The sequence below is a fragment of the Microbulbifer agarilyticus genome (assembly GCF_001999945.1).
Lineage (GTDB): Bacteria > Pseudomonadota > Gammaproteobacteria > Pseudomonadales > Cellvibrionaceae > Microbulbifer > Microbulbifer agarilyticus_A.
The window spans coordinates 1,140,872-1,153,340 of the sequence record NZ_CP019650.1; the positions used below are offsets into that span (position 1 = coordinate 1,140,872).

At 58.7% G+C, this 12,469-nt stretch carries 11 protein-coding genes; 9 read left to right on the plus strand and 2 right to left on the minus strand.

The window, feature by feature from the left end; genetic code table 11:
* Positions 1-84: 84 nt before the first annotated feature.
* Positions 85-366: a peptidylprolyl isomerase gene (locus Mag101_RS04640; RefSeq protein ID WP_077401472.1), complete on the minus strand. Its 282-nt coding sequence runs from the start codon at positions 364-366 to the stop codon at positions 85-87.
* Between the two features lie 75 nt (positions 367-441).
* Positions 442-1,347 carry a neutral zinc metallopeptidase gene (locus Mag101_RS04645; protein WP_077401475.1) on the minus strand — a complete coding sequence of 302 codons (906 nt, stop codon included), beginning with the start codon at positions 1,345-1,347 and terminating at the stop codon, positions 442-444.
* A 188-nt stretch (positions 1,348-1,535) separates the two neighbouring features.
* Between Mag101_RS04645 and Mag101_RS04650 the strand changes: the two genes are divergently transcribed.
* From Mag101_RS04650 to mltB, 9 genes are all read left to right on the plus strand, one after another.
* Positions 1,536-2,111, plus strand: a complete 576-nt coding sequence (locus tag Mag101_RS04650) for an LON peptidase substrate-binding domain-containing protein (RefSeq protein WP_077401478.1) — start codon at positions 1,536-1,538, stop codon at positions 2,109-2,111.
* Positions 2,112-2,229: 118 nt separating this feature from the next.
* Entirely contained in the window at positions 2,230-4,899 is a 2,670-nt protein-coding gene (locus tag Mag101_RS04655) for a DUF2339 domain-containing protein (RefSeq protein ID WP_077401480.1), read from the plus strand.
* Positions 4,900-5,152: 253 nt separating this feature from the next.
* Positions 5,153-6,391, plus strand: a complete 1,239-nt coding sequence (locus tag Mag101_RS04660; protein WP_232325195.1) for a glutamate-5-semialdehyde dehydrogenase — start codon at positions 5,153-5,155, stop codon at positions 6,389-6,391.
* Entirely contained in the window at positions 6,388-7,044 is a 657-nt protein-coding gene (nadD, locus tag Mag101_RS04665; protein WP_077401486.1) for a nicotinate-nucleotide adenylyltransferase, read from the plus strand. The genes Mag101_RS04660 and nadD overlap by 4 nt, the downstream gene beginning before the upstream one ends.
* Positions 7,045-7,077: 33 nt before the next feature.
* Entirely contained in the window at positions 7,078-7,440 is a 363-nt protein-coding gene (gene rsfS / locus Mag101_RS04670) for a ribosome silencing factor (protein ID WP_077401489.1), read from the plus strand.
* A 36-nt stretch (positions 7,441-7,476) separates the two neighbouring features.
* Complete coding sequence (gene rlmH, locus Mag101_RS04675) at positions 7,477-7,953, plus strand: 23S rRNA (pseudouridine(1915)-N(3))-methyltransferase RlmH (protein ID WP_010132200.1); 477 nt, start codon at positions 7,477-7,479, stop codon at positions 7,951-7,953.
* Between the two features lie 158 nt (positions 7,954-8,111).
* Positions 8,112-10,034 carry a penicillin-binding protein 2 gene (mrdA, locus tag Mag101_RS04680; RefSeq protein ID WP_077401492.1) on the plus strand — a complete coding sequence of 641 codons (1,923 nt, stop codon included), beginning with the start codon at positions 8,112-8,114 and terminating at the stop codon, positions 10,032-10,034.
* Entirely contained in the window at positions 10,027-11,172 is a 1,146-nt protein-coding gene (gene rodA / locus Mag101_RS04685) for a rod shape-determining protein RodA (protein WP_077401495.1), read from the plus strand. The genes mrdA and rodA overlap by 8 nt, the downstream gene beginning before the upstream one ends.
* Positions 11,173-11,413: 241 nt before the next feature.
* Positions 11,414-12,403, plus strand: a complete 990-nt coding sequence (gene mltB / locus Mag101_RS04690) for a lytic murein transglycosylase B (protein WP_077401497.1) — start codon at positions 11,414-11,416, stop codon at positions 12,401-12,403.
* Positions 12,404-12,469 lie beyond the last annotated feature (66 nt).

Below are 12,469 nucleotides of genomic sequence, written 5' to 3' on the forward strand. Positions count from 1 at the left end.
GTTTTAGAAGGTCTCACAATGCCTTGCCCGGCATCGGCACCTTAGCTTCGGGCATCTGTGTTTTTGATGCCCTGAGCCTTTAAATCAAGCGGTGCGGCTGGTCACTTCCAGCAGGTGATAACCAAACTGGGTTTTCACCGGGCCGTGTACCTTGTTCAACTCATCGTTGAAAACCACTGTGTCGAATTCCGGCACCATCTGGCCCTGACCGAATTCACCCAGGTCGCCGCCATTGCGGCCGGAAGGGCACTTGGAATATTGCTGCGCAATTTTTCCGAAATCGGCGCCGTCTTCAATTTGCTTTTTCAGGTCCTGACACTGGGCTTCAGTTTCTACCAGAATGTGGCGTGCTGTTGCTCTTGGCACGGGTATCTCCCTATTTATTGGTGATGAAGTGTTTCTTGAGCGGCAAGCTTAGTGCGTAACGAACTTGGGCGCTACTCAGCGCCCGGATAGCGCCGCAAACGTGTTGCACTTGTTCACATCTCCGGTACTAAATCCCTGATTAAACCAGTAGGCCCGCTGCTCTGCGCTGCCGTGGGTAAACGCGTCGGGGGACACTGCGCGGCCGGCACGGCGTTGCAGGTGGTCATCACCGACGGCCGCTGCTGCGCGCAAGCCTTCCTCAATGTCGCCGGGTTCCAGCATTTGCTTGTCGCGATTGGCGTAAAACGCCCAAACGCCGGCGTAGCAGTCTGCCTGTAGCTCCAGCATTACCGACAGCCGGTTTGCGGTGACTTTATCCGCGCGCATGCGCGCCTGTTGTATTTGAGCGGATGTGCCCTGGAGGTTTTGCACATGGTGGCCTACCTCGTGGGCAATCACGTAGGCGAAGGCAAAGTCCCCGGGAGCGCCCAGTTTCTTGAGTTCATTGAGGAAGCTCAGGTCCAGATACACCTTCTGGTCACCGGGGCAGTAAAACGGGCCGACTGCCGCAGAGCTCAAGCCGCAGGCGGAGCGCACAGCGTCGGTATACAGCACCAGTTTGGGTGCCGTGTACTGAGAACCCGCCTGCTGGAAAATGCCGCCCCACACGTCTTCGGTGGATCCGAGCACCACCGCAACAAACTCCGCGAGTTCGTCGGTGGCGCCAGGTGTGCCCGGTGCGGTTTGTGCATCCGGGCCGAGGCTTGGGGACTCGGTTGTTTGCATGCCGCTAAACAAGTTGCCACCAAAGAAGTAGAGGGCAGCGAGGGCGGCGAGAATCAGCCAGCCGGTTTTGCTACGCAGCAGGAAAGGGGCCAGCGCGAGCAGGTTGCCCATCCCTCCCAGGCCGCCGCCTCCGGGGGATTGTTCTCCGCGGCGGTCTTCAACATTTGAGCTTTTGCGACCCTGACGCCAACGCATGGTGATACCTCTCGATTCACGACCGTTGATGGGCAACGGCGTTGCACATCTGCGATTTCACTTCGCACATAGTTCTGAGCATAGATCAGATGGCGCGATTTTTTGTTTGCACGCCGGGAGATTATTCTTGTGCCATCCGCAGGAGTGGTATCGTTGTCCCATTCACGTTCAACCAGAGAGTCAGTACCTTGTCCCTTATTCCGCTCTTTCCCCTCAACATGGCCCTGTTTCCCGGGGTGACGCTACCGCTGCGCATCTTCGAGCAGCGCTATCTGCGGTTGGTGACTGAATCCTTGAAGTCCGACACCGGTTTCGGGGTGGTATTGATTCGCAGTGGCAAGGAAGTGGGGCCATCGGAAGTCTGGCCGCTGGGGTTGTATGTCCGCGTGGTGGATTGGAGTCAGGGCGAAGAGGGGTTGCTGCATATCGACGTGGCCGGTGAGTCTCGCTTCCGCGTGCTGGAAACACATCGGGAAGAAGACGGTTTGCTGATGGCGGAAGTAGAGTGGCTGCCCGACGAGGAGTCCCACCCGGTGCCGGAGAGCTGCGACGGCCTGCTTGCGGTGCTGAACGAGCTGAAGCAACACGCGGCAACCCTGGCGCTGAAATTTGCGCCGGTTGAGTCCGCGGAGGTGCTGTCCTGGCAGTTGGCACAGCTGCTGCCTTTAGAGGATTCTGCGCGGGTGGAATTGCTGGCAAGTCACGATCCGCTGGAGCGGCTGGCAAGTATTGCCGCCAATCTGGATCAATGGGCGAAGGAATAACGGCGACGGCAACCGCGCCGGGGGAGTGGATCGCAATGGCTTGCGCCCGCGCGATTCGCAGCTAGGCCGCAACAAGCAAGCGGTTAGAAAACAGAACAATAAAACCTGAAAGATCACTATGGAAAACTTTGTCCTGCTCGGCGTCCTGCTGGTTATCACCATTATTGTTGGCGCATTCATGGGGATATTTGCCTTCGCCGAGGTTAAACAGCTGCGCAGAGAGGTGCGCAGCTTAACGGCGCGGTTGGACGAACGGTTGGACGAAGTATCTGAGCTGGGGGAAGCCACGGGCCAGAACCGCAGTACTGCGGGCGATAACGAAGTGTTTTCCACCGCCGCGCAATCCCCAGCAGAGTCCGATACGCTCGAACTGGATCTCGATTTGGAGCAGCCTACGCCGGCTACGCCGCAGAAACCCCGCAGCCAGCGCTGGGCCAGGCAACCCGAGAAACGTTCGCCCGCAGGGCCCTCCGCAGGCGGTCGTTTCTTCGCGAACTTACAGAAAAACTGGATGGTGTGGCTCGGTGGTGCCTGTGTGGCGCTATCCGGGGTATTTCTTGCCCGCTATGGTATCGAGCAGGGAATGCTCGGGCCCAAGGTCAGAGTGGTAATGGGGTTGGTCACGGCGCTTGCGCTGTATATTGCGGCGGAAGTGTTGCGCCGTAAAACCGGTGGTACCCACCCGACCTTTGCCGCCCTCGCCGGCGGTGGTGCCATAACCGCATTTGCGGCCGTTCTTTCCGCGGTGCACCTGTATCACTTTATCGAGCCCGGGGTGGCGTTTGGTGCCCTGGCACTGGTGGCCTTGGTGACTATGTGGCTCGCGCGCTTGCACGGTCCGGTACTGGCGGCGATCGGCATGCTCGGTGCTTATTCGGTGCCGATTCTGGTCTCCAGTGATTCGGGCAACGTACTCGGCGCGATGGTGTATGCGCTCATCATCTCCGCATCGGTATTGCTGCTCCTGCGCCACGTTTACCGCAGCTGGCTCTGGCTCGGGTTGTTGGCCGGAGCACTGCTGTGGTGGTTGATTTCCCTGGCTGGGCATCAGGCAGATGGTTGGCGTGGCCCCTACTTGGCAATAGTCGCTTACCTGATTTTGGCCGTTATTCCCCGGGACTGGCTGCTGCGCCTGCGTATTCCAGATGCGAGTCAACAGGGCGCGCTGGTGCTTCCCAGCCTGCTGTTGCTGGTCGCCGCACAGTGCATATCCATTTTGCGTGAAGGTTTCCTCTCTTCGGCAATATGGTCCTGGAGCCCGCTCGCCATCGTGACCTTGCTCGCCGCGCGTCAGACCCCGCGCCTGGCGCCGGTACCCTGGGTGCTGTTTCTCGGGCAGGTGGCGGTCTGGTTTGCCAATCAGGTTGGCGGCGAGCCCTTGCGGTTGTCGCCAATGGCCCCAGAGCTGCACAGTCCATTTTTGACCTACCTGCTGGTGAACACGCTGCTGTTTAGCGGTTTTGCCGTGTACAACTATTTCGCGGTGGATGGCGGCGCGAATAAAGAGCGTGCGGTAACCGCGGCCTGGTGGGCGTCGCTGGCGGTGATGGTGCCACTGTTGTCGTTGTTGCTGGGGTATTCCCTTGCCGGGGACTTCCTGCCGCGGTACCTGTGGTGTCTGTATGCGGCAATATTCGGCGCAATCTTTATGTTCCTCGGCAGTCGTGGCGTCGGTAAACACTGGTCGCGCGGTATGGTGGTGTGGTTGTTTATCGCCGCCCATTTCGCCTATAGCCTGGCGGTGTGCCTGTGGCTGAAACAGGCGAGCCTTACCTTGGCGCTCGCGCTGCAGGCGATATCCCTGGCGTGGGTGATTCGTCGTTTCGATATGCCCGCGCTCGGCTGGTTGCTGAAGGCGGTATTGCTGGTGGTGGTGGTGCGGCTGACGTTAAACCCATGGCTGCTCAGTTATGAAAATGTCGCTCACTGGTCGCTGTGGACTTATGGCGGTGCGACATTGTGTGCCTGGATCGCTGCGCGCTTACTTTCCTCTTCTCAGCCGGCGGATTCTGTACAGGCGGGGTTGGCACGCTGGGCGGAAGCGGGTGCCCTGCACCTTTTGGTGCTCACCCTGTGGGCGGAGTGCCGTTACTGGCTCTACAGCGGGAATGCGCTCGCTGCCGAGTTTAGTTTTACCGAGGCAGTCATCGATATGTGGCTGTTTACCTGCCTGGGCCTTGTCTATTACCGCAAGAGTTTGCTCAGTGGCCATTTTGGCCGCTGGTACGACGGCTATGGTCGCGTACTGATGCTGGCCGGGCTGGCCTGTTACGTCGGGATTCTGCTGGCGACTGCATTGAGCGCGCCCTGGGTGTGGCGCGGCATTGGCGAGCGCCCGCTGCTCAATATGCTGATACCGGCGTTTGCCGGCCCCGTGTTACTGGCAGTACTGGCCAGTCGCTACTACCTGCCCAGTGTGCGCCGGTTCGCCGGGCTGTTGGCGGCACTGGCGGCGTTTGTGTGGGTTTCCCTAGAGGTGCGGCACTTGTGGCAAGGCAGCATCCGCCTGGATGTCTCGGCAAGCACCGGCGAGCTCTATACCTACTCGGCAGTGTGGCTGGCACTGGCGGTAACCGCGATCCTGGTTGCCAGCTGGCGTGGTTGGCGCAGTTGTTATCAGGGCGGTATGGCGCTTCTGGCACTGGTGATCGTCAAGCTGTTTCTGGTGGATATGTCCGGGCTTGAGGGACTGCTGCGGGTGGCCTCGTTTATGGGAATGGGCCTCGCATTGCTGGGGATCGCCTATCTCCACCAGAAATTGGGGGTGAAACCGGAGGATTCCGCTTAACTCGAGCTGATCCAGGCCAATACAGGCCAATTTTTGGCCGCGCTTGCGGTATACTGCGCGGCCTTTTTCCGGCGGCTTTTTTCCGACAGCTTTCTTCTTGGCGGGAATGGCGAATATCGTCGCCGGTATCAGGACAAAATGACGCGGGACTGGTAATGGTCCCGGACCGATAGCGTGTAATGCATGGAGATTAGCAGTGAACAGTGTCAGTGCCACCGAGCAGCAGGGCAGTCAACAAAGTACTGAGCAGAAAATGCAGGCCATGGGCCGCGCCGCGCGCGCAGCAGCCCGTCTGATGGCTCGCGCCGACACTGGAGTTAAAAACGCTGCACTCAAGGCTATCGCCGCGGAACTGGATAAGCAGCGACCGCAACTGGCGGCGGCCAACGCCCAGGACATGCAGAACGGCCGTGACAACGGCCTGGACGCGGCCCTGTTGGACCGCCTGGAACTGAATGACGGGCGCATCGACGCCATGATCGAAGGCCTGCTGCAAATCGCAGAGCTACCTGACCCGGTGGGTGAGGTGAGCGATCTCAAATACCGCCCCAGTGGTATTCAGCTTGGCAAAATGCGCGTGCCTCTCGGGGTGGTTGGGATTATTTACGAATCCCGCCCTAACGTGACCATCGATGCCGCCAGCCTGTGCCTGAAGTCGGGCAACGCCACTATCTTGCGTGGCGGCAGCGAAGCGCTGCACTCCAACGGCGCCATTGCTGCGTGTATTACCGCTGGTCTCAAGCAGGTTGGTTTGCCGGAAGCGGCGGTGCAGGTGGTGGGCACCACCGATCGCGCTGCGGTGGGCGCACTGATTTCGATGCCGGAGTATGTGGACGTGATCGTACCGCGCGGTGGCAAGGGGCTGATCGAACGTATCAGCCGCGAGGCTCGGGTTCCGGTGATCAAGCATCTCGATGGTATCTGTCACGTGTACCTGGATGACCGGGCGGATACGGAGAAGGCATTTAATATTGCGCTAAATGCCAAGACCCATCGCTATGGCGTGTGCAATGCGATGGAGACCCTACTGGTGGCTGAGGCGGTGGCGACAGAATTCCTGCCGCGTCTGGCCGCCGCTTACGCTGAAAAGGGTGTGGAGCTGCGCGGCTGCGAAAAAACACGTTCGATTCTGCCGCAGGCGTTACCCGCTACCGAGGAAGACTGGGGCACTGAATATCTGGCACCGGTACTGTCGATTCGCGTGGTGGCGGATATGGATGCGGCGATGGAACACATCGCGCAGTACAGCTCCGGCCATACCGAAGCGATCGTTACCGAGGACTACACCCGCGCGCGCCGGTTTATGGCGGAAGTGGATTCCAGTTCCGTGATCGTAAATGCGTCCACACGTTTTGCCGATGGCTTCGAATACGGCCTGGGTGCGGAAATCGGTATCAGTACCGATAAAATTCACGCCCGCGGCCCGGTGGGTCTGGAAGGCCTGACTTCGCAAAAATGGATCGTGTTCGGGGACGGGCAAATTCGTCAATGAGTTCGCACTCGTCAAAAACCCTGGCGCTGTTCGGCGGCACCTTTGACCCGATTCACTTCGGTCATCTGCGCATGGCACTGGAGCTGAAGCAGGTGCTGGCTTTTGACGAGATGCGCTTGCTGCCGTCGCACCAGCCCGCGCACCGCGCGGCGCCCGGTGTTACGGCGGAAAAGCGGCGGGATATGTTGGCGTTGGCTCTGGAGGATTGCCCGGAACTGGTGCTGGACGCACGCGAACTGCTGCGTGCCGGCCCCACATACACCGTGGATACGCTGGAAGAGTTGCGCAGTGAGTTGGGCACTGAGTTGCCTATCTCCTTCTGCATGGGGATGGATTCCCTGCTGGGACTACCCAGCTGGCACCGCTGGCAGCGACTGCTGGAGTTGGCCCACCTGGTGGTGGTGGCACGGCCGGGTTGGGAGATGCCGGCAAGCGGGCAGGTCGCGGATCTATTGGCGGCCCATCGCGGCGAGCTGGCGGATATTCAGCAGCAACCCGCAGGCAAAATTTTGGTGCAGGAGCGGCGTTTATTGCCTATTTCTGCCACCGATATTCGCAACCAAATACACAGTGGTCGCTCCCCGCAGTTTTTGCTGCCGGAGCGGGTGCTGGACTACATTCAATCTCAAGGGCTCTATCAACAAGAGCGCTAAAACGGTGGAGCACAGGCTCCCGATACAGGTGTTATGACTGATATCAAATCAATTGCGGTAAACGCACTGGAAGACCTCAAGGGTAAAGACATTGTTTCCATGGATGTGTCCGGACTCAGCGATGTGATGGAAACTCTGATCATCTGCACGGGTACCTCCAACCGTCAGGTGAAATCTCTGGCCAACAATGTGGTCGAGGATGGCAAGGAAGCGGGTATTCGCCCTATCGGCGTCGAGGGTATGGACTCGGGTGAGTGGGTACTGGTGGATTACGGTGACGTGGTGGTGCACGTGATGCAGGCGGAGACCCGCGGCTTCTACGACCTGGAAAAGCTCTGGTCCATGACCCCGAACACCCGCGAAGATGCGGACGGTTCCGACCCTCATCAAGACTGATCTTGTCAGCTTGTCTTTCTTTAAGATGCCATTCTCGTGAAGATCAGAATAATCGCTGCTGGCGGCAAGATGCCCGGGTGGGTGCAGGAAGGGTACAACGAGTACGCCAAGCGCCTGCCGCGGGAATTGACCCTGGAAATGGTCGAAATCCCGCTGGGTAACCGCGGCCAGAAAAACTCCCCCGCACTGGTGGAGAAAGCCCGCCAGAAAGAGGGCGAGGCGATGCTCGCCGCAATCCAACCCCGTGAACATGTGGTCGCCCTGGAAGTGAAGGGCAAGTCCTGGAGCACAGAGCAGTTGTCCCGTGAGCTGGCGGACTGGCAGATGGGCGGCGACAACGTGTGCCTGCTAATCGGTGGGCCCGACGGGCTGGCCCCGGAGTGCGTGGCGCGCGCGAATCAGAAGTGGTCGCTGTCGGCACTGACCATGCCGCACCCGCTGGTGCGCGTGCTGTTGGCTGAACAGCTATACCGTGCCTGGACACTGCTTGCGGGTCATCCTTATCACAAGTGAACCGGCGCCCGTGGGCGGGGTCTTAGTAGCTGGATAACCGTGCCTACTGATGCACTGTAAATGCCTGCTACGAGCAGTGGTTTACTTCCGCAGGGACAGCAAACTTGTGTACACTTCGTGGTCATTTTCGCGCCACAGAATAATCTGTATCCACCAGCATGTCTGAAAACCTGCATTTTAAAGATCACCACACGGAGCAGCGGCTATTCCGCAACCGTATGCTGGTGGCCATCTGCGGGGTTGTGGTACTGCTGGGGGTGCTGGTTGCCCGTTTTTACAATCTGCAGGTGGTGCACTTCGAGGATTACCGCACCCAGTCCGACGAGAACCGCATTCAGGTTCGCCCGGTCCCACCTACCCGGGGGCTGATCTATGACCGCAACGGCCAGCTGTTGGCCGACAACCGCCCCAGCTACACCCTGTCGATTGTGCGCGAGCGAGTCAGAGACCTGGATGCCACCCTGGAACTGCTCGGTCAGCTGGTCCAGCTGAACGACAGTGACGTCGAGAAATTCAAACGCCGTCTGCCACGGCGCCGTCCATTTGAACCCGTCCCCCTCCGCTATCGCCTCAGCGAAGAAGAAATTGCCCGCATCAGTGTCAATGAATTCCACCTCGTGGGTGTGTCGGTGGAGGCTGAACTGGTGCGCTTTTACCCCGAGCAGGACCTGTTTGCCCACAGTGTTGGCTACGTCGGCCGTATCAATGAACGCGAACTTTCCGGCTTTACCCAGGAAGATGTGCGCCGCTATCGCGGTACCCAGAGTATTGGCAAGGTCGGTCTCGAGCGCTCTTATGAAGAGTTACTGCTAGGTGAGGTCGGGTTTGAGAATGTGGAAACCAATGCCCGTGGCCGGGTACTGCGTGTGCTGGAACGCCAGGATCCCAAGCCCGGTGCGGAACTGACCCTGCACCTGGATACCCGCCTGCAAGAGGTTGCCACCCGCGCACTCGGCGACAAGCGCGGTGCGGTGGTGGCGATCGACGTGAAAACCGGCGGGGTACTGGCGTTTGTCAGCCAGCCGTCATTTGACCCCAACCTGTTTGTGACCGGTATCAGCTTCAAAGACTACAGTGCCTTGAGGGACTCGCTGGATGTGCCGCTGTTCAACCGCGTGGTGCAGGGGCAGTATCCGCCGGGGTCGACGCTGAAGCCGATGATGGGACTCGGTGGCCTGGCGGATGGCATCATCGAAGTAGATACCAAAATTCGCGATCCCGGTTTCTTTAAATTGCCCAATGACCCGCGCATCTATCGAGACTGGAAACGCACCGGACATGGCAACCATGTCGATTTGGTGCAGGGACTCGCGGAGAGCTGCGATACCTATTTTTGGGATATGGCGTCGCGCTGGAGCATCGATCAGATGCACGACATCGCCACGCGCTTTGGCCTTGGCGAAAAGACCGGTATCGACCTGCCCCGCGAATACCCCGGCCTGTTTCCATCGCGGGACTGGAAGCGCGGTGCCCGCGGCGTCCCCTGGTTTCCCGGTGACAGCCTCAATGCGGTACTGGGGCAGGGCTTTGTACTGGCGACTCCGCTGCAGTTGGCGGTGATGACCGCCACCATTGCCAATCGCGGTACCCACTATCGCCCACAGATGGTGATGGCGGTGGACGGTGTCGAACAGCCGCCGGAAGTACTGCACCACGTGGACGCGCGTCCTGAACACTGGGATGTGGTGTTCGAGGGAATGGAAGCGGTTGTATACGCCACCAATGGTACCGGCAAGCGCGCCGGTGCCGGCCTGGACTTCAAAGTGGCGGGTAAAACTGGTACCGCGCAGGTTGTGGGTATTGCCCAGGGGGCAAAGTACGATTCGGAAGCCCTGAAGGAGCGTCACCGCGACCACGCCTTGTTTGTTGCCTTCGCGCCGATGGATGACCCGCAGATCGCAGTATCGGTACTGGTGGAAAATGGTGAAGGCGGTGGCCTGGTCGCCGCACCGGTAGCCAGAGAGCTGTTCTTCGACTGGATGTCGCGGCCGCTGGAAGACACCGCGAGTATCCAGCCCTTGTACATTCCGCATCTCGGCGAACAGTGCACAGAACCGATGGGGAGAGCATTTAATGGCTAGTCGCGATTATATGCACCGGCTGCCGGATGCCGGCAGCAGTCTGCGTCGCCCGGAGAGCTTTGCCCGTCGCTGGCATGTCGATCTACCCTTACTGCTGCTATTGCTGTTATTGGCAGGAGCGGGGCTGGGTGTCCTCTACAGTGCTGCCGGTGATGAGTTTCACTATGTGAAGCGTCAGGCCGTATTTATGGCGCTGGCCTTTGTCGGCATGTTCATTGCCGCGCAGATTCCCCTGGAATTTTACCGCCGCTGGTCGCCTTGGTTTTACGTGGCGGGTTGCTGCTTGCTCGTTGCCGTATTATTGATCGGCGTTGGCGCTAAGGGCGCACAGCGCTGGCTGCAGATTGGTGGCTTCCGCTTCCAGCCATCGGAAGCACTGAAACTGGCGGTACCCATCGCGGTGGCCGCCTACCTGCACAAACGCACCTTGCCGCCTTCATTGTTAACGGTCTTTACTACGCTGGTGATTATCGGCGTGCCGGCGCTGTTGATTGTGCGCCAGCCGGACCTGGGTACCTCCATCCTGATCGCCGCGTCGGGCATCTTCGCGCTCTACCTGTCGGGTCTCAGCTGGAAGTTGATTGGCAGTGCAGTGGTGATGTTGTTGATGGCAGCCTGGCCCATGTGGATGTGGGGCCTTAGGGACTATCAGAAGCAGCGAATCCTCACCCTATTCAATCCGGACGCGGATCGACTTGGCGCTGGCTGGAACATTTTCCAGTCGAAAGCGGCCATCGGCTCTGGTGGCTGGTCTGGCAAGGGGTACATGCAGGGCACCCAGTCGCAACTGGATTTTCTGCCGGAGAGTCACACCGATTTCATTATTGCGGTACTGGCGGAAGAGTGGGGCATGCGCGGTGCGCTGATACTTCTCGCCCTGTACCTGTTGATCATTGCCCGGGGCATCTATATTAGTTTTATGGCCCAACACGTATTCGGACGCTTGTTGGCGGGTAGTATCACGCTGACCTTCTTCGTGTACGTGTTTGTGAATATCGGAATGGTGACCGGCTTGCTGCCGGTGGTGGGGGTGCCCCTGCCATTGGTGAGTCACGGTGGTACCTCGGTCATCACCTTGATGGCAGGCTTCGGTATTTTGATGGCCGTCAGCACGGAAAGACGCAGAGTACTTTTCTGATTACGTCTCTGATTACGTCGTCTGGATTTCGCCGCGTTTGCCAATAACGTGAGCCGGTTCAGGCTGGCTTTACTTTTTCACGTGTATCGTGCCACTTTTTGGCGCGCTTGTAGTCACAATAGCCAGAGAGGTGCCGGGACGGCACGCCGCAGTCAAAGGCGATTGTGATGGATACAGCGATTTACACAGTGATTAGTGAACAAGTAGTTGGAAGTACTTTATGAAGACAGGAGCGGTTGTTTTGAAGTGGACCACGGGATTGTTGGCTGGCTTGGGGCTGGTGCTCAGCGCCTGCGCTCAGGAGCAGGGGCATGACGAAAATGTCCAGGCCAAAGCCTTCGTGGATTATATGGTCGCCGAGCACAACTTCAGCCGCGACGAACTCGAAACACTGATGCGCGAGGCGAAGCGCAAAGACTCCATTCTCAAGGCCATCAAGCGCCCGGCAGAGAAAGCCAAGCCCTGGTACGACTACCGCAACATCTTCATCACTGATGCCCGTATTCGCGGTGGCGTCGAGTTTTGGGATAAGAATGCGGAAGCGCTGAAAGCCGCAGAAGAAAAGTACGGTGTGCCGCCAGAAATTATTGTGGCCATCATCGGTGTAGAGACGCGCTACGGTGGCAATATGGGTAGCTACCGGGTGATTGATGCGCTGTCCACGCTCGCGTTTAATTACCCCCGTCGCTCCAAGTTCTTTACCAAGGAGTTGGAAAACTACCTGTTACTTACCCGCGATGAGAAGATCGACCCAACCAGTCTGAAAGGTTCTTACGCCGGTGCCATGGGATTCGGGCAGTTTATGCCCTCCAGTTATCGCTTCTATGCGGTGGATTTTAACGGTGACGGCCGCGTAGACATCTGGACCGATACTGAAGATGCGATTGGCAGTGTGGCCAATTACTTTGTGCAGCACGGCTGGAAGACCGGTGAACCGGTTGCCGTCATCACCAAACCGCTGCCCAACGCGGATATGACCATTGTAAACGACAGCCTGAAGCCCAAGTGGACAGTGGGAGAGGTCGAGGCAAAAGGCTTCCCGACCACGGCGCAGGTAACCAAGGAAATGCCGGCCAACGTGTTCTCGCTGCAAACAAAAAAAGGCGAACAGTTCTGGATCGGACTGAATAATTTCTACACCATTACCCGCTACAACCACAGCCGTATGTACGCGATGGCGGTGTATGAACTGGGGCAGGAAATCATCAAGGCTCGCGGTGGTCGTTCCTGAAGCGACTTAGCCCGAGTCGACTTAGCCCGAAGCCAAATAGATTGAAAGGCGCCAGAGTGCGCCGCA

What these genes read in the sequence shown, in the direction of transcription:
- Mag101_RS04645 (WP_077401475.1), bottom strand. Translation starts at nt 1,347, where the DNA reads ATGCGTTGGCGTCAGGGTCGCAAAAGCTCAAATGTTGAAGACCGCCGC.
- nadD (WP_077401486.1), top strand. Translation starts at nt 6,388, where the DNA reads ATGAGTTCGCACTCGTCAAAAACCCTGGCGCTGTTCGGCGGCACCTTT.
- mrdA (WP_077401492.1), top strand. Translation starts at nt 8,112, where the DNA reads ATGTCTGAAAACCTGCATTTTAAAGATCACCACACGGAGCAGCGGCTA.
- rodA (WP_077401495.1), top strand. Translation starts at nt 10,027, where the DNA reads ATGGCTAGTCGCGATTATATGCACCGGCTGCCGGATGCCGGCAGCAGT.
- rsfS (WP_077401489.1), top strand. Translation starts at nt 7,078, where the DNA reads ATGACTGATATCAAATCAATTGCGGTAAACGCACTGGAAGACCTCAAG.
- Mag101_RS04655 (WP_077401480.1), top strand. Translation starts at nt 2,230, where the DNA reads ATGGAAAACTTTGTCCTGCTCGGCGTCCTGCTGGTTATCACCATTATT.
- Mag101_RS04660 (WP_232325195.1), top strand. Translation starts at nt 5,153, where the DNA reads ATGCAGGCCATGGGCCGCGCCGCGCGCGCAGCAGCCCGTCTGATGGCT.